The following is a 24,303-nucleotide window of genomic DNA, read 5'->3' as shown; positions in this document are numbered from 1 at the left end:
TTTTAATGAATAAGTGCTTTATTTCTGATGTTTAGAAGTATGACGCAATTTCAACAATAAGATGCTGAGCGCCAGGGCAAAGGTGAGGGCGTTGGCCAAAATGAGAGGCCACTTTTCAATAATGAGGCCATAAACCAGCCACAAACCCACCCCCGCAGTAAATAAGGAGTACATCCCCAAGGAGATGCCCGATAGGTCCCTGGTGCGCCAAGACTGTATCGCCTGCGGTAAAAAGGCAATGGTAGTCAAGAATGCGGCGCAATATCCAATAATCTCGATTTGATGGGGCTCAAGGTTCATTTATTCATTGTAATAAGAGAAATTTGCAGTTCATTGACGCAGCGCATGAATTTTTAATCTGTAGATAATAGAAAATCGTAACTCAACCCACCATTAAAAATACAAAATGAGACAACATCTAATTCGAGGCTTTGGCCTGCTCCTTTGCAGTAGCCTGATCACCGCTCCACTGTTGGCGCAAACCAGTAGCTCCGCTATTAAAAACTATCCTGACAAGCCTATTAGGCTTGTTATTCCATACCCACCTGGCGGTGCTACCGATGTGATTGGGCGCATCATGGCGCAAGAGTTATCTAAGTCGCTAAATCAGCAAGTAGTTCCTGATAATCGCGCAGGCGATAGCGGCAATATTGGTGCGGACATGGTTGCAAAGTCCCCTGCGGATGGCTACACCCTCTTAATGGGCGCCCTCACATCTCACTCGATCAATGCCAATCTTGATAAAGATAAGATTAGATACAACCTTGAAAAAGATTTCACACCAGTTGACGTGGTAGGAGTAGTGCCTCTGGTATTTGTAGTGAATCCTTCAGTCCCTGTAAAGAATATGAAAGAGTTCATTGCTTACGCAAAAGCGAATCCAGGCAAACTTACTTTCGCCTCATCTGGAGCTGGCGCCCCACAACGCCTTGCAATGGAAATGTTTCGCTATCAACTTGGTTTAGATCTATTGCATGTACCTTATAAAGGTAGCGGCCCCGCTATGACTGATCTAGTAGGCGGTCAAGTGCTCACGATGTCTGAAACAGTTCCAGCAGCCCTGCAATTTATTCAAGCAGGTCAATTAAGACCTCTAGCTGTAACAACCGCTAAACGCATTAGTCAACTACCAGATGTTCCTACCATAACCGAAGCCACCGGCCTGCCTAACTTTGATGTAGTAAGCATGTTTGGTATTTTGGCTCCAGCAGGAACACCTAAGCCGATCATCGACAAACTCAGTGGTGACATCAAAATTATTTTGCAGCGCCCTGAAGTACAGGAACGCATGTTGGCAGCTGGCGTTTATGTGAACTACCTTTCGCCCGCGGATTCTAGCAAGCGAATTTCACGTGAAATGACTATGTGGAGCAAAGTCATTAAAGATGCAAACGTAAAAGCAGATTGAACGCTTACCACTCTCAAATGCGATAAGGGGTTTCTTTGAGACCCCTTATTTCTTAATGACCTTACCTCATTCAATTATTTCGGACTCTTTCCTTGCGATGATCTAATTCGTTTTGGGAGGCAATAAAAATGCTGCAACTGCAGCAAAAATTCTCAAATACCCGCCATAAAGAACTTGAATCGCCATAACTTGCTAAGCTCGTTTTTTGAATGATTTAATTCATATAAACTCTTCCCACCAATACTCAGTTATTACTAAAACTATGCAAAATTCTGCATTACTCCAATTCTGCTATTACCTGGAGAGCACTCCTCTCAATGCAGCAATACAAAATAATTTCTGGGTAGTGCCCTTTTTGCAGAGCATCCATATTCTAGCTATAGCGTCCATTCTGGTAGGCGCCCTTCTGATCAATCTCAGAATCTTAGGTATTCACGGGCAAAGTGAACCAATTGCAGCTGTAATTAATCGATATCAGTCTTTAATCTGGCTTGCACTTCCAGTGCTACTGATTACCGGCTGCATCATGATCGTAGGAGAACCCGCAAGATCTTTAACCAATCCAGCCTTTCAACTAAAAATGCTGATGTTGCTTGTGGTGATCATGATCACCCTACTGTTTCAGAAAAAGTGGCATAGCAATAACTCTTTTACTCCAGTAAATACTGCAAACCGTTTGCTGGCAATTTTGTCGCTAGCTTTGTGGGTTGGCATTGTTGCTGCTGGCCGCTGGATTGCCTACGCCTAATCAAAAATTCATAACAATTAATTACAAAAAGATATGAACGACATTCTGATTTTCATTTATAGCAATCCCCTAGCGCAAACGATTCGCGAAAATGAATTACTATTTCCCTGGATTGAAGCCATCCATGTTCTTGCAGTCACATTGGTCATTGGCTCAATTGCATTGGTGGATCTGCGCTTGATTGGGGTACGCGCGTTAAATCGAGCAATTAGTAATATCAGCAAAGAGCTTCTGCCGATTACCTGGATGGCTTTTTTAGCTGCCGCTATTACAGGCGCGATTCTTTTCACCTCGAATGCGCTAAGTTATAGTCAAAATTTTTACTTCATCTCTAAAATTATTTTACTTGGCTTGGCAGGCATCAATATGATGTGCTTTCAATTTATTATTGGCAAAAATCTTGATAGCTGGAATCACTACCAACAATTGCCAATAGCGGCCCGAAGTGCCGGAGCCATTTCACTAACGCTTTGGATAAGTATTATTTTTTGCGGTCGCTGGATTGGCTTTACGCTCGAACTAGTATCAGCAACATCATGAATAAAAAAAGAGGGGATATGAAAAGAAAACTAATCTGTCTATTAATGGCTGCGGGTTTAGGAATAGGCCTTGCACAAAATACAGTGGCCCAATCAACCAAGCCTATCATCAATCCCCCACCTACGGCTAAAGACTGGGGCAACCTTGCTAAGCTGCCTGATTGGAGTGGCGTGTGGAATCCTAAAATCTCGGATCAAGATAAACAAGCCAAAACCAATATGCCACCTTGGACCCCCGCCGCCAACGAACTCATTCAATTTCAACTAGCTGAGGAAAAGGCTGGGAGACCCCCTCCACTCTTCGTGAATTGCCTGCCTGAAGCGATGCCTGCGTGGATGTTGGTTACCCATAACGCAATGGAAATCCTTTTTACGCCAGGCAGAGTGACCTTGCTTGGTGAGTCTGATGGCAATCGTTTGCGACGTATCTATACCGATGGTCGCCCCCATCCGGAAGATCCAGACCCGACTTTTCATGGCCACTCTATTGGTAAGTGGGAGGGCGATACGCTTGTGGTGGATACGGTAGGCGTAGTGCCTCAGGCTTATATTGCTATCAGCGAAGCTGCCGGCGTTCCCAATAATGGTGATATGCGCATCATCGAACGAATTCATTTAGCGGGTAAAGATGAATTGCATGACGATATTGAGATCATTGCCCCCAATGTGCTAACCAAGCCCTGGAAAACAACCCGTATTTATTTCCGTCAACGCGCTCGTAAATTCGATATTGTCGAAGGAGTTTGTTTAGAGGGCTCTTTTGCTCCAGGAAAAGATAATCGCGGTAATGATATTTACGTTCCCGTTCAATACGATGTGGGCGGCAATCGCATTCCACCCCAATAATTTATATCTAGGTCACATCAAGGAGATAGTATTTTGAAACTCACCACATTCACAAGAGTAGCCTCATTCGCTATTGCATTATCAGTGTCAGCCCTAGCGTTTGCACACCATGCCACCACCATGTTTGATAGAGATAAAGTATTTACTATCACTGGGGTAGTTAAAGAAGTTCAGTGGACCAACCCACACGTTGGCATATTTGTAACTGGCACACTCAAGGATGGCGATGCACCTGCCCTTTGGATACTCGAAGTTTCAAGTCCGGGAAATCTGACTCGTGCAGGCGGCTGGACTAGAAACGCTGTAAAAGCAGGAGATAAAGTATCAGTGGAATTTTGGCCATTACGCAACGGCAATAAAGGTGGATACCTTAAGAAAGTAACGCTAACTGATACCGGAAAGTTCTACACTGCTGATATTCGCGCTCAAGAAAGCCCTAACCTAGAAGAACGCGAGCAGAAATAGTTTGTTTTAAATTTAATTTAATGGAATGGAAAAAATCGCTTTAAGCGTTAATGAGTCCGTACTGTTAGAGAAGCCCTTACCTACCCCAGCCTGAAAAGAAAGTGGTTTGCCATCGTAGTACATCATTAAGAAACCCAACTGTTGGGTGTTTTGATAGTTGATAGGCTGACCAAGTTGATTCAGGTTGGAGTAATACTCCACCCCGAGCGCCAGCTCAGGTGTTACTTCCCTAGATAAGCGAGTAGCCGTAGAAAAATATGGTGACTGATGCACGTAAGGCTGGGAGAGTGGCATATCCACAATAGGGTTAAATGAGAAAAGCCACTCATCAAAATGCTTGCCAATAATAAAACGCATTTCACCGTTGTATCTAGACTCATCAAACTGGGGTTGTACGTTGGATAACTCTAGATTTGCGCCTGCGAAAAAGGAGTCGCCTTTATCTTCGCGAATTGGCAACCATTTCATACGCACTTTGGTTGCCGCATACTGAAACTTGTTGTCATAGTTCACATAAGAGATATACAAACCTGCTTCGAGATCATGGCCTAAGCCATAGGCAAACTCAGGAGTCACTCGTACACCGTTATTGTTCATCACCTCACCCGGATAGGAGGGGCTTTGAATGCCTCGGGGAGTACTGTTTAAATGCACCTCAAGACTGGCTTCACCCTTGGCATTAATTTCGTCATCGTAAACCTGAATTTCATCCTGCAGGACCGCCATGCTGACCGATGGCAGCAGCAGTAAGGATACTGACACTAATCCCTGTAAAAAGGCTTTGGCGAGGGAGTGGGCTTGCATCTGCATGAGGCAAGAGTTTAACAATGATTACGGTTTTTTGACGCGCTCACTCCAAAGCTGCCATGGGCGTCCAATGGTCTTCTCAATGGTTTCCTGCGCAGTAACAGCTTCGCCGGGGGTAAGGTATTGCACCTGACCCATCTTCATTGCCTCAGACTGAATGCTTGCATTTTGAATTGCATACACCGTTCTAAAGACTGCCTTCTTAATGGAGTCTGCCCCTGAAGCATATCCATGGCCCCGCATCAAAACAAAATACTGCAAACCCATAGTTTTAGATAGGGCATCACCTAGCTCAACATTACTAATAAACATATCCGTATCTGGATTGGGCTTAGCAAAATTGCGGATCTCAAAAATAGGCGCGCCATCCCCTAAGAATGCACTCATGTGATACACAGGTTTGAGAGTGGTACCTGTAAGTCCATATGGCAGTATGGGTGCAGCATGACCATGGATTACCGAATTAATATCGGGGCGATTTTTTAGAACACCACTATGAATATATCTCTCACCATAAGCCACTCGTGTATCGCCATTTAAAGCTTTGCCATTCATATCGAATTCCATGATGTCTTCAATTTTGACAACTGATGGCGCGACACTTCTTGCCAGAAAGAATGTATTAGGATTGGCTGGGTTACGAACACTAATATGGCCATAGCCATCAACAGCATTTTGGTCATACAAAATATGATTCGCAAGAACAAGTTCTTCAACAGCTGTCTTGACTGCCATATTTTGATCCATCTGCTCCTGAACGGTTGCAGCATGTGCCTGAGTAAAAAGCAATGCAAACAAAGGGGAAAGTAATTGTTTTTTCATTATTCAACCTTGCCAATCTTTTTAACAACCTCGCCCATCTGAGCCGATTCCTTATCCCAGTAAGCCTTAAATTCAGGCGCATCCATATATTGAATTGGACTTCCTGCCCCATTGATCACAGCCCGCACTCGCTCATCATTGGCAGCCTGTTTAGCAGCCTCACGTAACTTATTGGTGATGTAATCAGGGGTTGCGCTGGGTACAAATAATCCAGCCCATTGAGAGAACTCGATCTTGACGCCCATTTCTTTAAAGCTAGGCACCTCAGGCATGCTGGCCAACCTACCATCACCCCAATGAGCCAAGGCGCGCACTTTGCCCGCCTTAATTTGCTGAACGATAGAGGAAGGTCCTGTAGCAATCGCATCTACCTGCCCTCCTAATAAACCTACAATCGCCGGTCCTGCACCCGTATACGGAATGTGAACCATATAGAACTTCTCGGAAGACTTGAGCATCTCCATCGGCACATGCATCGTTCCATAGTTTCCTGATGAACCAAAATTGTATTTACCCGGATTAGCGCGCATTGCTGCAACAAAAGCTTTGTAATCTTTCCATGGGCTATCCGCCCTGACCACTAAAACTGTTGGATCCGCAGTAAAACGTGCAATGGGCTTGAGTTGATTGAGTTGAAAAGATTGCTCTCTTCCCACCACTTTATCTGCCTCTGGAATAATTGAAATAGACGATAAAGCCATCAAAATGGTGTAGCCATCAGGTTTGGCTCTAGCTACTGCTGCCATGCCAATGCCACCACCAGCCCCAGCTTTGTTTTCTACGATGACTGACTGACCCAAGCTACGGGAAAGGGCCTCTGCAACCGGTCTACCTACCGTATCAGCCACACCACCCGGTGGAAATGGCACAACCATGGTGATGGGTTTCGTGGGCCAGGCTTCTGGCGTCTGCGCAAAAGCACCCGTAGAGACCAAGCAAGCGCATAGAAGGCCCAAGGCTGCAACAAATGAATATTTTTGTCTCATTTTTTGTCTCGAATACGTAAATTAGTTATTATTTATGCTCTTTATCCTACTACAAGATTCATCACAATAAACAGGGGCTAGCGTAGACAAAACCCCAGCCGGAGATAGTAATCATGAGATATGCCGCATTTGTTTTAGCCAAAGAACCCGCCAAAACTCGCGTCGGAATTGTGTCTGCTGATGGCACGACAGTTCAAGAGCTTGATTTAGGTGTGGATGTTAGTGAAGATGGCATTGTTGCCATCCTTAAATCTGACCTGGCGGGTAAGTTACCAAAACCTACTTCTACGCATGCATTTGGCGACATTCGCTTACTTGCCCCAGTACCTAGACCGCGCCGCAATATTTTCTGTGTTGGAAAAAATTACCATGAGCATGCTAAAGAATTTTCCAATAGCGGATTTGATGGCAGCGCTAAACCTGGTGAAGATATTCCGAGTCATGCGATCTTCTTTACAAAGCCACCTGAGTCTGTAACTGGACCCAACACTAACGTCATTATTCCTACTGCTGTATCAACCTGCATTGATTACGAAGCGGAACTCACAATTGTGATTGGCAAAGGCGGTAAAGGCATTAGCGAAGCGGATGCCATGAAACATGTCTGGGGCTACACCGCTATCAATGATGTAACCGCACGCGATTGGCAGCAAAGACATAAGCAATGGTTCTTAGGAAAAAGCTTTGATACCTTCTGCCCTATGGGCCCATGGGTCGTTACGGCAGATGAAGTCGATGCCGAAGATATCGCGGTTAAGTGCTGGGTCAATGGCGAATTACGCCAAAACTCTAATACCAAAGATCTGATTTTTGACATCCCCAATATGATCGCCACGGTCTCTGCAGGCATCACACTCTACCCGGGTGATCTGATTGCTACCGGCACTCCAGTTGGTGTTGGCATTGGCTTTAAGCCCCCCAAGTATTTAGTCAATGGCGATGTAGTCGTTGTAGAGATGGGTGGCATTGGCAAGTTAGAAAACACTTTTATTGCTCAATAGAAGAAAAGCCACCCTAGGGTGGCTTTCTTTTTGAAACTCATTTGAGAAATGATCAAGCTAAAGTGAACTTCAATTCTCCGAGTTTTTCGACTGAGCTCACAATCTTATCGCCCTTCTTCAACCACACCTGCTGATCCTTCGGCATACCAGCAATAACACCTTGTGGTGTGCCAGTGAAAACAATATCTCCCGGTTCTAATGTCCAGTAGGTGCTGATGTAAGACAACATTTTTTGAGTGTTATGAATGAAGTCTGCAGTATTGGAGTTCTGACGCAACTCACCATTTACCCAAGTCTTTACCTGAAGCTTATTGGGGTCACCTACTAAGTCAGAAGTAACAAAGTAAGGTCCAATTGGGGCGTATTGATCCAAGGTCTTGCCAATCATCCATTGCCCACTCGGCAATTCCAGCTGCAAATCACGTGATGAGAAATCATTTGAGGTGCAATAACCTGCCACATAATCCAAAGCAGCCGATTCGGGAACATTGCGCATCTGCTTGCCGACAACAATCAACAGCTCAGTTTCATAATCTAGTTTATAAGAAACTGATGGCGGTGGAATTTGCAATAAACAGTTATGGGCCGCAAGACTATTGTTGTACTTATTGAATAGCGGCGGTACTCGTGGATGAGCCATACCAACTTCATCCGCATGCGCACGGTAATTTAATCCCACGCAAACAATCTTTCCAGGGTTTTTAAACAGGCGCCCGAAAGTAATGTCCGATTCCTTTAAGTAAGGCACGCCAGATTTATCGGCGCTTGCCACAACCTTATTAAATCCCGCAGCATTACCCTCCTGCAATAATTGATCCAAGGTAGTCGGTGCTGCAATCTTCATTTTCTTAGCTACAGCACGAATATCGATAACACCTTTTGGGGTAACCACACCCAAGGTTTCTGTTCCATCCGCATTTTGGATCGAGAGAATTTTGCTGTTTTTCACCATCTCACGTGGACCGGTGTAAACCTCCCCTCCCCATACTGAGGTGGGATGAGCTGAAGCCTCCTTCATTACACCCATAGTAGAGGCAGCTACTAAACCGGCTCCAGCAGCTGAAGCAGTCTTCATAAATTGGCGACGTGAACTCATCTATATCTCCTTGTGTTGTTATCTATTTTTTAACTACAAAGGGAATACTACCGCACCCTTTTATGCGGTGCCGCAGCAAATATAGATGTCAGTAGATTTAACCTAGACCTAGATAAATGGCTAAGTGATAGGTAATAAAGGAGGCGATATAGGCCAAGCCGAATAAGTAACTCAGCATGATGATCGGAATCTTCCAGCCACCTGTCTCGCGCTTTACTGCAGCAATGGTAGATAGGCACTGGGGGGCAAATACAAACCAGGCCAACAGGGATAAAGCCGTAGCTAAAGACCAGCCATTTGAGATTAAGGGAATCAGCGCATCAGCTGCGTCGACACTCGAGCTAGATAGAGCATAAACCGTTGCCAGTGAGCTCACCACAACCTCACGAGCTGCCATACCTGGCACTAGAGCAATACTGATTTGCCAGTTAAATCCAATTGGTGAAAACACATGAGCCAAGGCCTGCCCCATCATTCCAGCAAAACTATATTGAATCGGTGATCCTGTTGCGCCCTCGGGTGGAAACGGAAAGCTAGATAACACCCACAAACCAATAGTCATCAGCAAAATAATTCCGCCAACACGGCGCAAAAAGATTTCTGCTCTTTGCCACAAGCTAATTGCTAAATTACCTAGGCGAGGCAAGTGATAACTTGGCAACTCCATCATGAGCGCGTTCATCCTAAATTGCTCACTCGTAAAGCGCTTCAGAATCCAGGCCACCGCCATCGCGCCCAAAATTCCAGCGAGATACAGCAAGAATAAAACCAGGCCTTGTAAATCGATGCCCGCCCATAGCTTTTGCTCTGGAATGAATGCTGATATCAATAAGGCATATACCGGCAGACGTGCAGAACAAGTCATCATGGGTGCAATCAGAATCGTCACCATGCGATCACGCGCATTAGAGATGCTTCTGGTGGCCATAATTCCAGGAATGGCACAAGCAAAGCTGGAGAGGAGTGGAATGAAGGATCTACCCGATAAGCCAACAGAGCCCATCACCCTATCTAATAAATAGGCAGCCCTTGGAAGATAGCCAGACTCTTCCAATAAAAGGATGAAGAAAAACAAAATCAGAATTTGCGGCAAGAAAATCACCACACCACCTAAACCTGCCAAAATTCCATTGATCAATAAACTACGCAGCCATCCATTGGGCAATACTTCGACGATCTGCGCACCCAGAAAGTCCACTGCAGATTTAATCAGGTCCATGGGTACCGTAGCCCAACTGAACACGGCCTGAAAAATACAAAAGAGTAAGGCCACCAAAATGATGGGGCCAAAAACTGGATGAAGTAATACGGCATCTAAGCGATCGCTTAATTGATCGGGAATGATTTGATCTAGCTTGAGGTTTTGCAGAATTCGTTGAACTTGAATATTGTCAGATTCAGTATGGGCAATATGAGAGGCAACATTCTCTAGGGTCGCATCACTAGTACCTGTGCGCAACCCATTGAGATTGCGCCAGTCTAAATTCGATAAGAACTGCTTGATTTCATCAGCGCCATTAGACTGAATACCAATGCTAGTGAGGACCGGCAAACCCAATTCACTTGAAAGTGCGGCAGTGTCTATATGCAGGCCTTGACGCTTAGCAATATCAAGCATGTTGAGTACTACGATACAAGGCAGCCCCAAGCGCTTTGCAGCCAGTACTAAACGCAAGTTACGACGCAAATTCATGGCACTCAATACGCAAATTACTAGGTCAGGACGTTTTTCACCTTCAGCTCGACCAAGCAGTACATTGCAGGTAACACGCTCATCCAAGGATCTTGGATACAAGCTATAGGCTCCAGGCAAATCTAGTATGCGGATATTTTTGCCAGACTCAAGAGATAGGCGCCCTTCTTTGCGCTCTACAGTAACGCCTGAATAGTTCGCTACCTTTTGACGACTGCCAGTCAGCAAATTGAATAATGCCGTTTTGCCACAATTGGGATTACCCAATAAGGCGACGAGTGGCTCACTCGAGAAAAAGTGAACTTTAGATTCAGACATGTGAAATGGCATCGACCGTGATCATGCGAGCTTCGGCTTGACGCAATGCGAATGTGGAGGCTCCGACGCGAACCATATACGGACCCTTACCAAGCAAACCTTTACGCAGAACAGTCACCTGCTCACCAGGTAAAAACCCAATGTCTTCCAGCTGCCCTTTAATTTGAGGGGCGCCCTTAGGCGCGTTAACCGCGCTCACTCGGTAAAGAACTTCCAAATCAACCTGGTCCAAATGCATGGAGGATTGTCACTTTTATCAATAAATAGGAACGATTCTCATTATATACCTTATACTTGAGAATAGTTCTCATTTACATATACACTCATTTATGAATAATACTTATACAAAACAGTTACTTATCAGCATTTTCTTGTTGTTAAATTTGATAAATATTGCCCACGGAGCAAGCAACGATATCCAGATTTCAATTAAAAATGGGCGATTTTTACCATCAGAAATTGATATCCCGGCCGATACCAAAGTAAAACTTACGATTGAAAACCTAGATGACACTGCAGAGGAATTTGAAAGTTACGACCTCAACAGAGAGGTATTAATTAAAGCCAAAAGCAAGGCCTCTTTCTACATCGGACCTTTAAGTCCTGGTGTCTATAAATTTGAAGGTGAATTTAGTCCGGAAACTGCTCAAGGTGTAGTGAGGGTTAAATGATGATGAGGAATAATTTAATGCAAGGCTTGTGTTGCCTCGCCCTTCTCTCTGCTAGCCCCTTGATTCATGCTGGTGAGTACTTAAGTGGGCCAGCAGATTACATCTACACCCCAAGAGTGGAAGAAGGCGAAAGGGAGATAGATACTAAGTTTGGAACCCAGACACCCAGGAGCGGTGAAGACAATAGACAATCAGGCGCCTCTATTGGTTTCGGTTATGGCGTGAACTCCTGGTGGTTCACTGAGATTTATGGAAAAGTTATTTGGGATGGCACCAACTCCCAATTTGATGCAGTGGAATGGGAAAATAAATTTCAACTAACGGAAACTGGAAAATATCCAGTTGATATCGGCTTCTTGCTTGAGTTAGAACGTCCTCAAAATCGCAATGAAGGATATGAAGCCAAATATGGATTCTTATTTCAAAGTGAATGGAAAAAGTGGGTTGCCAATCTCAACGTCTTGATGCAAGGACATTACACGGGCACTGAAAATCAGGGTACTTATTTTGGCTATCAAGGTCAGGTTAAATATCGCCTTCAGCCAGAGCTGGAACTTGGAGCCCAGATCTACTCATGGCTAGGACAGGTTAATCACTGGAACACCAATGAACAACAACAATCTAGTGCGGGGCCAGCCATTTTTGGAAAAACCAAACTGGGCCGCAAGGAAGCTTTGAAATACAACGTAGCCTACCTCTGGGGAACCACCACCGCATCACCAAAAAACACCATCAGAATGCAGGTGGAGTACGAATTTTAAGAACAAGAGCTCAATCTCTGCTATGTTCTTATTAAATACAACCATTTACCCATTCTGCTTAGCCTCTTATGTACCTACCAAAACATTTTTTAGTTGAAGATCAAGCAGTATTAGCCCAGCTGATTTCTGAATACCCGCTAGCGACTATTGTTGCAAATCTGGATGGTCGTTTTGAAATCAACCACCTACCGCTCATGCTGAGCTCCGACAAAACCAAGCTTTACGGACATGTCGCCAGAATGAATCCACTCGTTAAAGTTGCGAGCGGTAACAATACATCTGTTACAGCAATCTTTAATGGACCAAATGCGTATGTGACCCCTTCTTGGTATCCATCAAAACAAGAGAGTGGAAAAGTGGTGCCTACGTGGAACTATGCTGCGGTTCATGCCGAAGGTAGCATTAAGTTGATTGAGGATGCACAGTGGCTAAGAAGTCATGTATCGCAAATGACCAATATTCACGAACCAACCTATCAATCTAACTGGAAGTTAGACGATGCCCCAGAAGAGTACGTGCAAATGATGCTCAAGGCTATTATTGGTATCGAGATTGAGATCAGTAGCTTGGTTGGTAAATTTAAGCTAAGCCAGAACCGCCCGGCCGAAGACTATGAAGCTGTAGTAGAGCAACTAGAGAAGTCGCCGCAAGAAGCTTTACAAGAGATGCTGAAGTTCATGAGAGCACCCAAGTAATTAGCAACTAAGGCGTGGTGTATCCATACTTTTGCAGAATGGATTTAGCCTGAGGCCCCTGCATAAAGCGATACAAGTCCACTGACTCTTGAGGCGCGCCCTTGATTAACACCATGCGCTGTTTAATGGGTTCATATAGTTTTGTATCAACCAATAAGAAGCTCGTTTGCTTTGTCACCTCAGGCGACTTCGCCAGAGAAAGTGCAGTAAAACCAATATCCGCTGCGCCGCTCATTACATAAGTTGTAGCACCCCCAATATTGTCGGCATAAACAAGCTTATCTTTAGCGAGATCCCAAAGCCCCTCTGCCTTTAAATACTGGACTGCCGCCCTACCATAGGGCGCAAGCTCAGGCTTTGCGATAGCTATCTTATTCGCCTTAATAATAGCCTTAGCTATATTTGCTTTGCCATCAAGCAAGAAAATCCCGGAAGAGTTCTTAGTGATGACGGCCAACTTACCAATAGCATAAATTGCCCCCTCATCTATTGTTCTGCCGCTTCTAAAAAGCTCAAGCGGAAATTGCTCATCAGCGGCAATAAATAAATTAAATGGTGCCCCATTCATGATTTGTGTGGCGAAGTTGCCCGATGAACCATAGACCACTCTTATCTCTGGTTTACCACCAGCCTTAAAAACAATCGCAATCTCGTTGAAAGCATCTTTCATATTGGCAGCCACGGCAATAGTGGATGTCTGCGCAAAGGCAGTGCCAATGGAAAATAAGAATGCTGAAACTAAAGCCAGTAGGCGCATGGTGCTCATGAAATCCATTCTAGTGGATTCGCACTTGCTTGATGGTTTAAAAAGAAGGCTATAGCCAATCCTGAATTTGTCTATTTAAACTTACCGCCTTGTATCCCGGGGTCTCTCCAGAAGTGCTTCGTATTTTCCGGATTAACCTGGAGGATTCTGATTGCGCCGCCATCTCTTTATTCATAGCGATAAAGAAAATTTCATCCTTGAGTGGCACAAAACCCAGGCCATTTTCTAGGGCGATATTCTTTACCCCCAAACCTACATCTGCCTTCCCAGCCAAAATGGCATTGGCGACAGCAGAGTGAGTAAATTCTTCAGCCAGGTATCCATTAATCTGAGTGGGGTCAATACCCTCCTCCATGAGCAGGGTATCTAATAGGAGTCTGGTACCAGAACCAATCTGGCGATTAATAAAACGTATTTTTTTGCCAACCAAATCTTCTATAGATCGAATATGCAGAGGATTTCCCTTCTTCACAATCAATCCCTGAGTTCGCTTCATCACAGGATAGATCTCAATGTCATTTTTTGATAAGCGCTGATAAATTGCTTTGGAACTCTTCTGATCTGAGACATGATATCCAGCAATGTGTGCTTCATTATTCAGCAGCCTCTCTAAAGATTCTCCTGAGCCAGCAATTTTTAGGTCTATCCCGCTTACTTCACTAACTGCTTTTTGAATCACTGAATCACTACTGGAGAAGAATTTCCAGCGAAGACTTTCTGACTTTTGTATTTTCTTAATTTCTTTCAGCAACATGTCATGGTATTGAGCATCATGCTTTAAATATCCTGCTTGCATATCCTCAATAAACTGAATCAAAAATTCACCAAACTTAGTCAATATTGATCCATGTCCCTTGGTCCTAACAATCAGTGGCATACCCAAAGTTTCTTCGGCTTGATTCAGCTTGCCCCAGGCACCCCTATATGAGGTGCCTGATTTTTTGCTGGCAACCACCAAGGAGCTGCCCCGACCAATATCTTTTAACAACTGAGATAGCCATATCAGGTCAATGGAGCTTTTTCCATCAGCCCTGGTTTTAACGATGAGGGTTGGTCGCACTTCAATTTGCATATGTAATCTTTTGCATATTCAATAAGTATTAATGTATGCGATCATACGACTTTAATCAACCCCTTTGAGCTTGACCATGAATAAAATGATTCGCAGACTTCTCCCCGCTATTTCAATAGCCCTCTCCATATTCGCCACCCAGGTTTGCGCCCAAGAAAAAAGCATTGTGGTCTCCTCCACTACCTCTACTGAGCAATCTGGCCTGTTCAATTACATGCTCCCCATCTTTAAAATAAAGACTGGTATTGAGGTTAAGGTTGTAGCCGTTGGAACTGGGCAGGCATTAGATATTGGCCGCCGTGGTGATGCAGATGTTGTTTTTGTTCATGACAAGCCAGCTGAAGAGAAGTTTGTTGAAGAAGGCTTTTCTACTAAGCGTTACGAAGTGATGTACAACGACTTCATTCTCATCGGACCTAAATCAGATCCCGCAAAAATCAGTGGTGGCAAAGATATTCAAGTTGCACTCCAAAAAATTGCTACTGCACAAGCTCCTTTTGTATCACGCGCAGATAAAAGTGGCACACATGCTGCAGAGCTTCGCTACTGGAAAGGTGCGGGCATCACACCTTCTTCAAGTCAGTCTTGGTACAAAGAAACAGGCTCAGGTATGGGCCCTGCCCTCAATACCGCCTCTGCTATGAATGGCTATATATTGGCTGACCGCGGCACCTGGCTCAGCTTTAAGAATCGTGGCGATCTTGTGATCCTTGTGCAAGGCGACCCAAAGCTATTTAACCAATATGGTGTGATGTTGGTTAATCCAGCCAAGTTCCCTCATGTGAAAAAGGTGCAGGGTCAAGAATTTATTGATTGGCTCATCTCCAAGAATGGGCAGGACGTCATTGCTAGCTACAGGATTGATGGCGAGCAACTATTCTTTCCGAACGCTAAAAAATAATCTAGCCCCATTAAGCAAAAAGCCCGCATCTGCGGGCTTTTTTACAACTAGCGTAAAGCCTAGTTATTTACTGCTTATTTCATACTTACTTCTTAGGTGTTACAAAGCCAATTGCTGTGTCGTCAACAAACTCAACCATCACGTCATCACCAGCTTTGAACTTCTCAAGACCAAGAACAGCCGGATCTACTTTAACTTTTTGCTTCTCGCCGCTTGGCAATGTGAAAGTCACGATACGTGTCTTTTGATCAATGGTTGAAATCTTTACAGTTGCATAAACAGTTTCTGTTGTCTCTTCAAATGGCTTAGCAGCGCCTTTGCCAGCGATCACTACAGAGCGTACGCCTGAAACACCTGGTTTTTGATCTTTACCAACAGCAGTTAAGCCAACAGCAACTGCCTGTGCATGCTCAACCAAGAACACGTCGCCCTTTTTAACCTTATCCAAATCATTAATAGATTTAGCAACGTTCATCTGCGCCAAATTACCATTAGCATCTTTCAATACAACGATACGCTTCTTTGCATCTACTGAATCAACGGTTGCGCTCAAAACAACAACGTCAGCGGCTAAAGGCAACATCTTTGCAGGGAGCTGAGCAAAAACAGAGCTTGCAAAGGTAACGCCTACTGCAGCAAACAAACCAGCTAATAAAGATTTCTTCAAGATAACTCCTAGTTGAGTAAAAGGTTACGGATGGGCCCAATACAGAGCCACGATTCATTGTAACCATGGAATGGGGCACTTTTGTACGGCTTCGAACCGTGCTCATACTCACCTTTATTTGGTAAATTGGATGGGAATTAGCACTTGGAGGTATTGGGAATCTTGGAAATATTGATAAAACCCTGGAAAGAAGCTGAGGTAGACGCCTTTTTGGTGCGCCAGGAGGTATTCATACGGGAGCAAAAGGTTCCAGCAGAGCTTGAATTAGACGAATTTGACCCCTCTGCAGCACATGCCCTAACCTATCTAGAGGCACGTTGTATTGGCACTGGAAGACTGGTAGATCTGGGCGGCGGGCTATATCAAATTGGACGCATGGCCATCTTGGCCCCATTCAGAAATCAGGGCATAGGACTGCAAATTCTAGAGAAATTGGTGGTCCTGGCCAAAACCCAAGGGGCAAAATCGATTGTGTTGCACTCCCAAGTGGTTGCCATCCCCTTCTATGAAAAGCTAGGCTTTAAACCTGAAGGCCCCATATATGATGAGGTAGGTATGCCCCACCGTAATATGATTCTTATATTGCCAAACTAGCTTACCAATCGATGACAACTACCCACAACCCAAACCCTGCTGTATTTACTTATACCCATCGAGTCTGTTACTCCGATACAGATGCAGCGGGTTTTGTCTATCACGGACGTTATCTCGAGATTTTTGAACGTAGTCGCGCAGAATGGCTTGCCCAAAAAGGCTTAAGCCCTACCAAACTCGAGAATGAATTTAATATGGTGATGCCGTTGCGCGAACTCACAATGAACTTCTATAAACCAGGGCGTCTAGATGACTTGCTTTACATAGATCAAGTAATTGAACATCGTGGACGCACTCAGGTGAGTGTTAAACAGACTGCGCAAAGAAAGCTCCCTGATAGCGAAGAATTCCAAGTGATTGCAAGCGCCGTGCTACATATCGTTTGTGTTGATACGAACACACTTAAGCCTAAGGCATGGCCTGATTGTGTATTCCAAGACGAGTAATGTATGTAATGGAGCAAAAAATGTCTGACAGTAAATTACTGACCTTCGTGAAAGAGCTTAGCTTGCTGCTTGAACAAAAGCCAAGTGAAGAGATCGTCTTTAGTAAAGGCAAGAAAATACTAGAGAAACTGATTGCAGCAGATGATTGGCTGCCAGAAGAGTTCACTAAACCGCACCCGCAGTACTACCAGCAATATCTTCTCTATGCAGACCCATTAGATCGATTCTCTGTAGTGAGTTTCGTGTGGGGGCCAGGGCAAAAAACACCACTACACAATCACACCGTTTGGGGAATGATTGGTCAATTACGTGGTGAAGAAACGGGCACCCCCTACTATCGCCAAGCAGATTCCAGTTTCAAGGCAGGCCATGCATGTGTCAGCCTGCCTGGGCACGTTGATACCGTATCACCCGATACGCATGACATTCATGTAGTCGAGAACAGCTTGAGTGATAAAACTTCGATCAGCATTCACGTGTATGGTGGCAATATCGGCCGCATTCATCGCTCGGTATTTGATCCTGCAACTGGTGCAGAAAAGTCATTTGTATCCGGTTATGCCAATACTGTCGTGCCCAACCTCTGGAATCCGGCGTAATTCTCTAATTACCTGACTTTTGGGGTTGATGACTTAAAATAAAGGCTCTTACTGCAAACGCTCTAGCGTGGCAGCTCACCCCATTGGCCGGGATAGTCGTTTAATTGAATACGGGTCAATACTTTATTGGCCCCTATGTTATTTACAGATCTTGGTTTATCAGAACCCATTCTTCGCGCTATTGCTGAAGAAGGCTACACCAGCCCTACCCCAATTCAAGCAAAATCGATTCCTGCCGTCCTAAAAGGTGGCGATCTTTTAGCTGCCGCACAAACCGGCACAGGAAAAACGGCTGGCTTCACGCTTCCAATTCTGCAACGTTTAAGCAGTACCCCTAAATCTAGTGGCAAAAGATTATTACGAGTTTTGATCTTGACTCCTACTCGTGAGTTAGCCGCTCAAGTCCAAGAGTCCGTTGTGACTTATGGAAAATATACTGGCCTGAAATCTACTGTGATTTTTGGCGGAGTTGGCGCTAATCCCCAAATCAAAGCCATTGCTGGCGGTCTCGATATATTGGTAGCTACGCCAGGTCGACTGCTTGACCTCATGTCACAAAATTGCGTATCGCTAAACGACATTGAGATTTTGGTTTTAGATGAAGCTGATCGCATGCTCGATATGGGCTTCTTACGAGACATTAAAAAGATCTTGGCCGCCTTACCTAAGAAGCGTCAGAATCTTTTGTTCTCAGCAACCTTCTCTACCGAAATTAAACAATTGGCAGACGGCTTGCTCAATTCGCCTGAGTTGATTGAGGTAGCCCGTAGCAATAGCGCCAATGAAGCAATTGCCCAGTTGATACATCCAGTAGATAGAAATAAGAAGCATCCTCTGCTAGCCCATCTCATTAAGACTAACGACTGGAAGCAGGTGCTGGTTTTTACACGTACCAAGCATGGCGCGAATAAGTTAGTTACTCAGCTGGAAAAGGATAGCATCACCAGCATGGCCATTCATGGCAATAAAAGCCAATCTGCTCGCACTAAAGCATTGGCTGATTTCAAGGCAGGTAAGTTAACCGCATTGGTTGCCACCGATATTGCTGCACGCGGTATTGATATTGACCAACTCCCTCACGTAGTGAACTATGACCTTCCAAACGTTTCTGAAGATTATGTCCATCGCATTGGACGTACTGGTCGCGCAGGCTCAAATGGCGTAGCAGTTTCTTTGGTGTGCGTTGATGAACATCAAATGCTCAGAGATATTGAAAAACTCATTAAGCAAAAGTTGCCGCAAGAAGTGATTGCCGGTTTTGAACCAGATCCAAATGCCGTGGCGCAACCGATTCAGTTACGCAGTCAGCAACACCAGCAATCTCGCAAGCCAAGACCTGCTGGGACGGCTGGGACCCCTGCCAAGCGCAGCAGCCCACCCAAGAGAAGCTTTAATCGCTAATTCGTTCGTTAAAATATCTATTCTTTATGTTATTACCACTTAAGCAACCCAATATGACTACGTCACGCCGCTCAGCCATCAAAACCATTGTTGGCGCATTAGCATTGCCAACGCTCAACCCAATTGCTTCTGTATTTGCTCAATCTTCACTCGAGTGGACTACATACGAGATCGTGACTGAGGTGAATTTAGAGTCTCCTAAGGGCATCGCACAGAGTTGGGTTCCATTGCCTCTCGTTTTGGATGCAGATTATTTCCGTACCATCGCTATCCGCTCAGAAGCAAGCGATCCTAAAGCAACAACCCAAATGTATGAGACCCCAGATAAGCAAGCGCGCATGGTTTGGACAAAATGGGATGCTGCAGCAACCACTCATAGCGTTAAAGTTTCTATCTTGGTAAGCACCCGCAATCGCAACCTAGAGCTCTCAACACCAAATCCAGCATTGAAACTCTCCAAAGAAGATCAACACTTTTGGTCCCGCCCTACCAAATACCTTCCCACCGATGGCATTGTGAAAGCGAAAGCGCAAGAAGCCCTTGCCAAACTCCCAACTAATGCTACTGATATTGATAAAGCCAAAGCAATCTACAACTGGGTGGTAGATAACACCCATCGTGACCCAAAAACACGTGGTTGCGGTCAAGGTGATGTCAAGCTCATGCTCGAAACCAATAACCTTGGTGGCAAGTGCGCTGATATCAACGCCGTTTTTGTAGCGCTAGCGCGTTCAGCCGGCTTACCAGCGCGTGACGTCTACGGCATTCGTATTGCCGATTCTGCGCGCGGCTATAAGAGCTTAGGTAAGTCAGGCGATATTACTAAAGCGCAACATTGCCGTGCTGAGTTTTATGCATCAGGTTATGGCTGGGTACCCGTTGATCCAGCAGACGTTCGTAAAGTAATCCTTGAAGAAACTGGTGGTCTAGCTGTGACTGATCCAAAAGTGATCGCCATTCGTGATTACCTCTTTGGTAATTGGGAAATGAACTGGATGGCCTATAACTATGACCATGACATCGCATTGCCAGGCTCCAAGCTCGGCAGTAAAGGTGACATTCCATTCTTAATGTACCCACAAGCCGAAAATAACGAAGGCCGGTTTGACTCTCTTGATCCGGATAACTTCAAGTACAAAATTACTAGCAGACGTATTGGTTAACGTTTCATTAAGAAATTGGATGAAGTTATTTATGCATAAGCCAGCCCGAGAATTTTCTCTTGTGCTGGTTTTTTCTTTTCTGACCTTATTTAGCCTTTCAGCTAGAGCAGAGTGGCGTATGCCAGCTCAGCTTGGGCTCCCATCAATAGCTCCATCTCTACAGCTTAATAATCTATCTGGTAAATCAGTAGATCTATCCAGCCTCAAGGGTAAGGTTGTTGTGGTGAACTTTTGGGCCAGTTGGTGTGAACCTTGCCGCGAAGAATTTGAAGAGCTTGCCCAGTTACAGGAAAACTACAGCTCAAAAGGCCTCGTCGTTTTAGCAGTGAATCTTGCTGAAATGAAACCGCGTGTCATGCAGTTTTTAAAAGGCAATGGCTTTCCTGAAAACAGTCTAGAAATCTTGTTTGATCGCAATAGCACCGCCTATAAGTCCTGGAAAGCCCGTGGATTACCCACCACCTTTCTTGTTAGTAAAAGCGGCAAGATTGAAGGGGTTTGGATTGGTGCTATCGAGAACGTTGATAGCAACGAGGTCAAGGGGAAAATAGAATCCCTGCTACGCCAATAAACAAACTCCGTTCTGCATCTGATACTCTCGCTATATGAATACCGTGAACACAGCAAATTCCCCTACCGAACCACGCCTTACCTCCCTCTCTCACGGAGGAGGCTGCGGCTGCAAAATTGCCCCCGGTGTTCTTTCTGAAATCCTTCAGAACGTACCTCAGCTGCCATTTCCAAAAGAGTTGCTCATTGGCATTGAAACCTCTGATGATGCAGCCGTTTATCAAATCAATGAATCTCAAGCAATCGTAGCCACAACGGATTTTTTCATGCCGATTGTGGATGATCCATTTGATTTCGGAAAAATTGCTGCCACGAATGCCATTAGCGATATCTATGCGATGGGTGGCACGCCCCTATTCGCACTTGCCTTAGTCGGCATGCCGATTAAAATCTTATCCAATAAAACTATTGCGCGGATTCTAGAGGGTGGCGCCGAAGCTTGTCGTAGCGCTGGTATTCCCATTGCTGGTGGTCATACGATTGATTCTGTAGAGCCTATTTATGGGCTGGTAGCCATTGGTATTGTGGATCCTAAGCGTGTGAAGAGTAATGCTAGCGCCAAACCGGGAGATGTATTGATTCTCGGAAAACCATTAGGTGTTGGTGTTTTATCTGCCGCCCTGAAAAAAGATCTTTTGGGGCCAGATGGCTATCGAGAGATGATCTCCAATACCACTAAGCTGAATTCTGCCGGCCCTGATTTAGCCAAACTAGCTGGCGTACATGCATTAACAGATGTGACTGGCTTTGGATTGGCTGGCCATACTTTAGAACTCTCACGAGCCTCCAACTGCACAGCGCATATTGATTGGAGCCAAGTGCCCCTGCTATCTAATGTACAAACGCTGGCTGATGAGGGCGTTATTACCGGCGCATCAGATCGTAACTGGCTTAGCTATGGCGATGAAGTTGGGACTCCCGCAGACTTCACACCAGCTCAACGCGCTTTATTGACCGACCCACAAACCAGTGGTGGCCTATTAGTATCCTGCAGTCCTGAGAGCGTTAAAGAAGTGTTGGATATATTTAATCAACATCATTTCCTAGGTGCCCGCGTCATTGGCCAAATGAGCAAGCGCCAAGGAAAGCCGCTGGTTATTTCTTAGGAAGCTTAGTAATTTATTTTTTTAAATTAAAGACGCTTGAGAAATCCAGTTGGCCATTACCTGCTTTGCTATGACTCTCGTAAAGCTGTTGCGCTAATTTCCCAAGAGGAACACTAGCATCGAGGTCTTCCGCATTCTCAACTGCCAGCCCCATGTCTTTGAGCATGAGATCAATACCAAAACCACCAGCATAACCTTTTGAAGAAGGGACGTTTTCCATGACGCCTGGACAAGGGTTATATAACTCCAAAGCCCAGTTGCGACCCGAACTCTTAGACATAATGTCAGACAAAACTTTAGGGTCTAGGCCATTAGCGATACCTAATCGCAACGCCTCACTCGTCCCCAGCATCTGAATACCTAGGAGCATGTTGTTGCAGACTTTAACCGTCTGCCCCGCTCCATTGCCCCCAGCGTGAAAGATATTCTTACCCATCGTCTCCAATAAAGGACGTGCGCACTCAACAGCACTTGTTTCGCCACCGACCATAAACGTTAAAGTGCCCGCTTGCGCACCTGCAGTCCCACCCGAGACTGGCGCATCAATCATGGCAAACCCTTTTGCTTTGGCGGCAGCAGCAACGGCTTGCGCTACCTTTGGTGAAATCGTTGAGCAATCAATAAGCAATGTTTTATGGTTCGCGCTTGCCAACAAACCGGCATCGCCAAGATACAAGCCCTCCACATGACGAGAGGCTGGCAGCATGCTGATCAAAACATCGACATCTTTTGCGGTGTCGTTTGCATTTGCTGCAACGCTACCTCCTGCAGCTGCAAAGGCATCAATCTGGCTTTTTACCAAATCGAAGCCTGTAACTTGATGCCCTGCTTTTAATAAGTTCAGGGCCATTGGTAATCCCATGTTGCCAAGCCCAATAAATCCGATTTTCATATCACTCCAAATTTCTGAATATTGTTTATTGTTTTCTAGAGGCGAGATATTTGACGCCTTCAGACCCATAGGACTCGGAATGCACTTCTTTATAACCCAGTTCAAATACATCGCCAGTGTTATAGGTTCTGCTTTCCCCATGTAAGACGATATCGATACTGCCCTCAACTACTAAAGCCTTCACTTCAAATGGATGCTCATGCTGACCAAGTTGACCATTAGGAACTTGCTGAACCTCTACCGGCTCAGGAAATCCTTCCTTCTCAAGCAACAGTTGAAATTGCTCTGTATTCATGGTCTAACTATAGCGTGGATATACTCTCTTAGCATAAGGTAATTTATATAAGGAGTCATGATGGTGAAAGTCATTGGGCTGATGGAGCTAATAGATCAAAGCGCTTTTGAACAATACCGCTCTCAAGTTGGGCAAACGGTTGAGCTCTATAAAGGCTCCATCAAAAATCGGGGTTCCGTTGCAGAGCTCTTTTGGAATGAACTGGGGATCGCACCCTTTAGCACTTTCGTAGAGCTTGAGTTTACTGAAATACAGGATGCTCATGCCTGGGCCAATAGCCCTGAATACCAAACGCTAGTGCACATCCGCAGCCAGGCAATGAAACTCACTTTGTTTAGCATTGCTATCTAAGCACAGCACTGAAAGTGCAAGTCACCAATAAAAAAGCCTAGCTCGTAAAAGCTAGGCTTATCAATCAGTCTGGAGTGAGAATTACTTCTTAGCTTCCATCGCCTCTTTAGCAGCAGTGATTTCTTTGCGGCGCTCTTTGCAGGCACCGGCGATTTCTTGCAAGGCCTTACGTGCGCGAGCAGCAGATGCCTTAATACCTTTTTCAATAAATTTTTCGTTTTCAGCTTTGTAAGCTTCAAAAGCAGCCAACAATGTATCGTGTTGTGACATCTCGTCTCCTATTAACAAATGAATATTTATACTGACAGCGAAGTCAGTATATCCCCATAAAAACCATAGAAAATCGCCCCCCAAATCAGGGATAACTCTTATATTTGCGGGTTAATTCAAAATAGCCTTAATGAACCAAAATTGCCCAAAAAGGATAAAAAATCCCCGGAAAATCGCCTTTATTGCCTATTTGCCGCCTTATTGGGTTCTCCGCTCACCCCAAAATGAGCGCTTGGCCTTTCTTTTAACTGGTCTACGGCTCTCCACGGACAGTCTTTAGGAAAGACCTTCTGGCCTCCAATAATTCAATGCAGGGTCAGATTAAAAGATAATGACTCCATAAAAGATCCGAGA

31 protein-coding genes are annotated in these 24,303 nt (G+C 44.9%); 18 read left to right on the top strand and 13 right to left on the bottom strand.

The window, feature by feature from the left end:
- Positions 1-18: 18 nt before the first annotated feature.
- Positions 19-300 carry a SemiSWEET transporter gene (locus ICV90_RS03540; protein WP_215359765.1) on the bottom strand — a complete coding sequence of 94 codons (282 nt, stop codon included), beginning with the start codon at positions 298-300 and terminating at the stop codon, positions 19-21.
- A gap of 106 nt (positions 301-406) precedes the next feature.
- On the opposite strand from ICV90_RS03540, the gene ICV90_RS03535 reads away from it, so the two are divergent.
- From ICV90_RS03535 to ICV90_RS03515, 5 genes are all read left to right on the top strand, one after another.
- The gene (locus tag ICV90_RS03535; RefSeq protein ID WP_215359763.1) at positions 407-1,408 is read left to right on the top strand and encodes a tripartite tricarboxylate transporter substrate binding protein; all 1,002 of its coding nucleotides are present in this window, start codon (positions 407-409) and stop codon (positions 1,406-1,408) included.
- 262 nt (positions 1,409-1,670) lie between these two features.
- The gene (locus tag ICV90_RS03530; RefSeq protein ID WP_215359761.1) at positions 1,671-2,156 is read left to right on the top strand and encodes a DUF6644 family protein; all 486 of its coding nucleotides are present in this window, start codon (positions 1,671-1,673) and stop codon (positions 2,154-2,156) included.
- Positions 2,157-2,189: 33 nt separating this feature from the next.
- On the top strand, positions 2,190-2,696 hold the full coding sequence (locus ICV90_RS03525; protein WP_215359759.1) for a DUF6644 family protein: 507 nt from the start codon (positions 2,190-2,192) through the stop codon (positions 2,694-2,696).
- A 17-nt stretch (positions 2,697-2,713) separates the two neighbouring features.
- Positions 2,714-3,541, top strand: a complete 828-nt coding sequence (locus tag ICV90_RS03520; protein ID WP_215359757.1) for a hypothetical protein — start codon at positions 2,714-2,716, stop codon at positions 3,539-3,541.
- A 33-nt stretch (positions 3,542-3,574) separates the two neighbouring features.
- Complete coding sequence (locus ICV90_RS03515; protein WP_215359755.1) at positions 3,575-4,006, top strand: DUF6152 family protein; 432 nt, start codon at positions 3,575-3,577, stop codon at positions 4,004-4,006.
- A 12-nt stretch (positions 4,007-4,018) separates the two neighbouring features.
- Here ICV90_RS03515 and ICV90_RS03510 read toward each other — a convergent pair whose 3' ends face one another.
- From ICV90_RS03510 to ICV90_RS03500, 3 genes are all read right to left on the bottom strand, one after another.
- Positions 4,019-4,768 (bottom strand): transporter, encoded by a 750-nt coding sequence (locus ICV90_RS03510; protein ID WP_215359753.1) that lies wholly within the window; start codon positions 4,766-4,768, stop codon positions 4,019-4,021.
- 69 nt (positions 4,769-4,837) lie between these two features.
- Positions 4,838-5,635, bottom strand: coding sequence for a class II aldolase/adducin family protein (locus tag ICV90_RS03505; protein ID WP_215359751.1), 798 nt, complete (start codon positions 5,633-5,635; stop codon positions 4,838-4,840).
- On the bottom strand, positions 5,635-6,621 hold the full coding sequence (locus ICV90_RS03500) for a tripartite tricarboxylate transporter substrate binding protein (protein WP_215359749.1): 987 nt from the start codon (positions 6,619-6,621) through the stop codon (positions 5,635-5,637). The genes ICV90_RS03505 and ICV90_RS03500 overlap by 1 nt, the downstream gene beginning before the upstream one ends.
- A gap of 113 nt (positions 6,622-6,734) precedes the next feature.
- Between ICV90_RS03500 and ICV90_RS03495 the strand changes: the two genes are divergently transcribed.
- Positions 6,735-7,622 (top strand): fumarylacetoacetate hydrolase family protein, encoded by an 888-nt coding sequence (locus ICV90_RS03495; RefSeq protein WP_215359747.1) that lies wholly within the window; start codon positions 6,735-6,737, stop codon positions 7,620-7,622.
- A gap of 52 nt (positions 7,623-7,674) precedes the next feature.
- Here ICV90_RS03495 and ICV90_RS03490 read toward each other — a convergent pair whose 3' ends face one another.
- The 3 genes from ICV90_RS03490 to ICV90_RS03480 all read right to left on the bottom strand — a co-directional run bounded on the left by ICV90_RS03490 (position 7,675) and on the right by ICV90_RS03480 (position 10,967).
- Positions 7,675-8,718, bottom strand: coding sequence for a fumarylacetoacetate hydrolase family protein (locus ICV90_RS03490; protein WP_215359745.1), 1,044 nt, complete (start codon positions 8,716-8,718; stop codon positions 7,675-7,677).
- 97 nt (positions 8,719-8,815) lie between these two features.
- The gene (locus tag ICV90_RS03485; protein ID WP_215359743.1) at positions 8,816-10,729 is read right to left on the bottom strand and encodes a ferrous iron transporter B; all 1,914 of its coding nucleotides are present in this window, start codon (positions 10,727-10,729) and stop codon (positions 8,816-8,818) included.
- Positions 10,722-10,967: a FeoA family protein gene (locus ICV90_RS03480; RefSeq protein ID WP_215359742.1), complete on the bottom strand. Its 246-nt coding sequence runs from the start codon at positions 10,965-10,967 to the stop codon at positions 10,722-10,724. The genes ICV90_RS03485 and ICV90_RS03480 overlap by 8 nt, the downstream gene beginning before the upstream one ends.
- A gap of 91 nt (positions 10,968-11,058) precedes the next feature.
- On the opposite strand from ICV90_RS03480, the gene ICV90_RS03475 reads away from it, so the two are divergent.
- From ICV90_RS03475 to ICV90_RS03465, 3 genes are all read left to right on the top strand, one after another.
- Positions 11,059-11,400: a cupredoxin domain-containing protein gene (locus tag ICV90_RS03475; protein ID WP_215359740.1), complete on the top strand. Its 342-nt coding sequence runs from the start codon at positions 11,059-11,061 to the stop codon at positions 11,398-11,400.
- Positions 11,397-12,161 carry a hypothetical protein gene (locus ICV90_RS03470; protein ID WP_215359738.1) on the top strand — a complete coding sequence of 255 codons (765 nt, stop codon included), beginning with the start codon at positions 11,397-11,399 and terminating at the stop codon, positions 12,159-12,161. Before ICV90_RS03475 ends, ICV90_RS03470 begins: the two co-directional genes overlap by 4 nt.
- A gap of 68 nt (positions 12,162-12,229) precedes the next feature.
- Positions 12,230-12,856, top strand: coding sequence for an FMN-binding negative transcriptional regulator (locus ICV90_RS03465; RefSeq protein WP_215359736.1), 627 nt, complete (start codon positions 12,230-12,232; stop codon positions 12,854-12,856).
- A gap of 7 nt (positions 12,857-12,863) precedes the next feature.
- Here ICV90_RS03465 and modA read toward each other — a convergent pair whose 3' ends face one another.
- Together modA and ICV90_RS03455 are read right to left on the bottom strand one after the other, a co-directional pair.
- Positions 12,864-13,622, bottom strand: a complete 759-nt coding sequence (gene modA, locus ICV90_RS03460; protein ID WP_215359734.1) for a molybdate ABC transporter substrate-binding protein — start codon at positions 13,620-13,622, stop codon at positions 12,864-12,866.
- Between the two features lie 49 nt (positions 13,623-13,671).
- The gene (locus tag ICV90_RS03455; protein ID WP_215359732.1) at positions 13,672-14,694 is read right to left on the bottom strand and encodes a substrate-binding domain-containing protein; all 1,023 of its coding nucleotides are present in this window, start codon (positions 14,692-14,694) and stop codon (positions 13,672-13,674) included.
- Positions 14,695-14,779: 85 nt separating this feature from the next.
- Here ICV90_RS03455 and ICV90_RS03450 point away from each other — a divergent pair, with 85 nt between their 5' ends.
- The gene (locus ICV90_RS03450) at positions 14,780-15,595 is read left to right on the top strand and encodes a substrate-binding domain-containing protein (protein ID WP_371743887.1); all 816 of its coding nucleotides are present in this window, start codon (positions 14,780-14,782) and stop codon (positions 15,593-15,595) included.
- A gap of 85 nt (positions 15,596-15,680) precedes the next feature.
- Here ICV90_RS03450 and ICV90_RS03445 read toward each other — a convergent pair whose 3' ends face one another.
- Complete coding sequence (locus ICV90_RS03445; protein ID WP_251367785.1) at positions 15,681-16,262, bottom strand: hypothetical protein; 582 nt, start codon at positions 16,260-16,262, stop codon at positions 15,681-15,683.
- Positions 16,263-16,424: 162 nt separating this feature from the next.
- On the opposite strand from ICV90_RS03445, the gene ICV90_RS03440 reads away from it, so the two are divergent.
- From ICV90_RS03440 to selD, 7 genes are all read left to right on the top strand, one after another.
- The gene (locus tag ICV90_RS03440) at positions 16,425-16,856 is read left to right on the top strand and encodes a GNAT family N-acetyltransferase (RefSeq protein ID WP_251367784.1); all 432 of its coding nucleotides are present in this window, start codon (positions 16,425-16,427) and stop codon (positions 16,854-16,856) included.
- Between the two features lie 11 nt (positions 16,857-16,867).
- Positions 16,868-17,302 carry a YbgC/FadM family acyl-CoA thioesterase gene (locus ICV90_RS03435; RefSeq protein WP_215359727.1) on the top strand — a complete coding sequence of 145 codons (435 nt, stop codon included), beginning with the start codon at positions 16,868-16,870 and terminating at the stop codon, positions 17,300-17,302.
- Positions 17,303-17,322: 20 nt separating this feature from the next.
- Positions 17,323-17,901: a hypothetical protein gene (locus tag ICV90_RS03430; protein ID WP_215359725.1), complete on the top strand. Its 579-nt coding sequence runs from the start codon at positions 17,323-17,325 to the stop codon at positions 17,899-17,901.
- Between the two features lie 135 nt (positions 17,902-18,036).
- Positions 18,037-19,302: a DEAD/DEAH box helicase gene (locus tag ICV90_RS03425; protein ID WP_215359723.1), complete on the top strand. Its 1,266-nt coding sequence runs from the start codon at positions 18,037-18,039 to the stop codon at positions 19,300-19,302.
- A gap of 53 nt (positions 19,303-19,355) precedes the next feature.
- A complete protein-coding gene (locus ICV90_RS03420; RefSeq protein ID WP_215359721.1) occupies positions 19,356-20,465 on the top strand; it encodes a transglutaminase family protein in 1,110 nt (369 codons plus the stop codon).
- A 31-nt stretch (positions 20,466-20,496) separates the two neighbouring features.
- Positions 20,497-21,036, top strand: a complete 540-nt coding sequence (locus ICV90_RS03415; protein ID WP_215359719.1) for a TlpA disulfide reductase family protein — start codon at positions 20,497-20,499, stop codon at positions 21,034-21,036.
- 34 nt (positions 21,037-21,070) lie between these two features.
- A complete protein-coding gene (gene selD, locus ICV90_RS03410; protein WP_215359717.1) occupies positions 21,071-22,141 on the top strand; it encodes a selenide, water dikinase SelD in 1,071 nt (356 codons plus the stop codon).
- 13 nt (positions 22,142-22,154) lie between these two features.
- Here the strand turns inward: selD and mmsB are convergent, their stop codons facing one another.
- Both mmsB and ICV90_RS03400 read right to left on the bottom strand, forming a co-directional pair.
- Positions 22,155-23,033, bottom strand: a complete 879-nt coding sequence (gene mmsB, locus ICV90_RS03405; RefSeq protein ID WP_251367783.1) for a 3-hydroxyisobutyrate dehydrogenase — start codon at positions 23,031-23,033, stop codon at positions 22,155-22,157.
- 25 nt (positions 23,034-23,058) lie between these two features.
- Positions 23,059-23,328, bottom strand: a complete 270-nt coding sequence (locus ICV90_RS03400) for a cupin (protein WP_215359714.1) — start codon at positions 23,326-23,328, stop codon at positions 23,059-23,061.
- 57 nt (positions 23,329-23,385) lie between these two features.
- Here ICV90_RS03400 and ICV90_RS03395 point away from each other — a divergent pair, with 57 nt between their 5' ends.
- The gene (locus tag ICV90_RS03395; protein ID WP_251367782.1) at positions 23,386-23,679 is read left to right on the top strand and encodes a DUF1330 domain-containing protein; all 294 of its coding nucleotides are present in this window, start codon (positions 23,386-23,388) and stop codon (positions 23,677-23,679) included.
- A gap of 81 nt (positions 23,680-23,760) precedes the next feature.
- On the opposite strand, the gene ICV90_RS03390 is transcribed toward ICV90_RS03395, so the two are convergent.
- Positions 23,761-23,949, bottom strand: a complete 189-nt coding sequence (locus tag ICV90_RS03390; RefSeq protein ID WP_072582937.1) for a hypothetical protein — start codon at positions 23,947-23,949, stop codon at positions 23,761-23,763.
- Positions 23,950-24,303: the final 354 nt, after the last annotated feature.

Origin of the sequence: Polynucleobacter sp. JS-JIR-II-b4, assembly GCF_018687815.1 — a bacterium.
In the GTDB taxonomy this organism is placed as follows: domain Bacteria; phylum Pseudomonadota; class Gammaproteobacteria; order Burkholderiales; family Burkholderiaceae; genus Polynucleobacter.
The sequence above is the reverse complement of the archived record's forward strand: the minus strand, read 5'-3'. Positions and strand labels throughout refer to the sequence as shown.

Bases quoted from the DNA above. Each gene is read 5' to 3' on its own strand.
- ICV90_RS03480 (WP_215359742.1), bottom strand. From the start codon at position 10,967: ATGCATTTGGACCAGGTTGATTTGGAAGTTCTTTACCGAGTGAGCGCG.
- ICV90_RS03475 (WP_215359740.1), top strand. From the start codon at position 11,059: ATGAATAATACTTATACAAAACAGTTACTTATCAGCATTTTCTTGTTG.
- ICV90_RS03500 (WP_215359749.1), bottom strand. From the start codon at position 6,621: ATGAGACAAAAATATTCATTTGTTGCAGCCTTGGGCCTTCTATGCGCT.
- ICV90_RS03520 (WP_215359757.1), top strand. From the start codon at position 2,714: ATGAAAAGAAAACTAATCTGTCTATTAATGGCTGCGGGTTTAGGAATA.
- ICV90_RS03535 (WP_215359763.1), top strand. From the start codon at position 407: ATGAGACAACATCTAATTCGAGGCTTTGGCCTGCTCCTTTGCAGTAGC.
- ICV90_RS03415 (WP_215359719.1), top strand. From the start codon at position 20,497: ATGCATAAGCCAGCCCGAGAATTTTCTCTTGTGCTGGTTTTTTCTTTT.
- ICV90_RS03450 (WP_371743887.1), top strand. From the start codon at position 14,780: ATGATTCGCAGACTTCTCCCCGCTATTTCAATAGCCCTCTCCATATTC.
- ICV90_RS03485 (WP_215359743.1), bottom strand. From the start codon at position 10,729: ATGTCTGAATCTAAAGTTCACTTTTTCTCGAGTGAGCCACTCGTCGCC.
- ICV90_RS03505 (WP_215359751.1), bottom strand. From the start codon at position 5,635: ATGAAAAAACAATTACTTTCCCCTTTGTTTGCATTGCTTTTTACTCAG.
- ICV90_RS03395 (WP_251367782.1), top strand. From the start codon at position 23,386: ATGATGGTGAAAGTCATTGGGCTGATGGAGCTAATAGATCAAAGCGCT.
- ICV90_RS03540 (WP_215359765.1), bottom strand. From the start codon at position 300: ATGAACCTTGAGCCCCATCAAATCGAGATTATTGGATATTGCGCCGCA.
- ICV90_RS03525 (WP_215359759.1), top strand. From the start codon at position 2,190: ATGAACGACATTCTGATTTTCATTTATAGCAATCCCCTAGCGCAAACG.
- modA (WP_215359734.1), bottom strand. From the start codon at position 13,622: ATGAGCACCATGCGCCTACTGGCTTTAGTTTCAGCATTCTTATTTTCC.
- ICV90_RS03430 (WP_215359725.1), top strand. From the start codon at position 17,323: ATGTCTGACAGTAAATTACTGACCTTCGTGAAAGAGCTTAGCTTGCTG.
- ICV90_RS03400 (WP_215359714.1), bottom strand. From the start codon at position 23,328: ATGAATACAGAGCAATTTCAACTGTTGCTTGAGAAGGAAGGATTTCCT.
- ICV90_RS03465 (WP_215359736.1), top strand. From the start codon at position 12,230: ATGTACCTACCAAAACATTTTTTAGTTGAAGATCAAGCAGTATTAGCC.
- ICV90_RS03470 (WP_215359738.1), top strand. From the start codon at position 11,397: ATGATGATGAGGAATAATTTAATGCAAGGCTTGTGTTGCCTCGCCCTT.
- ICV90_RS03425 (WP_215359723.1), top strand. From the start codon at position 18,037: ATGTTATTTACAGATCTTGGTTTATCAGAACCCATTCTTCGCGCTATT.
- mmsB (WP_251367783.1), bottom strand. From the start codon at position 23,033: ATGAAAATCGGATTTATTGGGCTTGGCAACATGGGATTACCAATGGCC.
- ICV90_RS03530 (WP_215359761.1), top strand. From the start codon at position 1,671: ATGCAAAATTCTGCATTACTCCAATTCTGCTATTACCTGGAGAGCACT.
- ICV90_RS03490 (WP_215359745.1), bottom strand. From the start codon at position 8,718: ATGAGTTCACGTCGCCAATTTATGAAGACTGCTTCAGCTGCTGGAGCC.
- selD (WP_215359717.1), top strand. From the start codon at position 21,071: ATGAATACCGTGAACACAGCAAATTCCCCTACCGAACCACGCCTTACC.
- ICV90_RS03390 (WP_072582937.1), bottom strand. From the start codon at position 23,949: ATGTCACAACACGATACATTGTTGGCTGCTTTTGAAGCTTACAAAGCT.
- ICV90_RS03495 (WP_215359747.1), top strand. From the start codon at position 6,735: ATGAGATATGCCGCATTTGTTTTAGCCAAAGAACCCGCCAAAACTCGC.
- ICV90_RS03455 (WP_215359732.1), bottom strand. From the start codon at position 14,694: ATGCAAATTGAAGTGCGACCAACCCTCATCGTTAAAACCAGGGCTGAT.
- ICV90_RS03435 (WP_215359727.1), top strand. From the start codon at position 16,868: ATGACAACTACCCACAACCCAAACCCTGCTGTATTTACTTATACCCAT.
- ICV90_RS03420 (WP_215359721.1), top strand. From the start codon at position 19,356: ATGACTACGTCACGCCGCTCAGCCATCAAAACCATTGTTGGCGCATTA.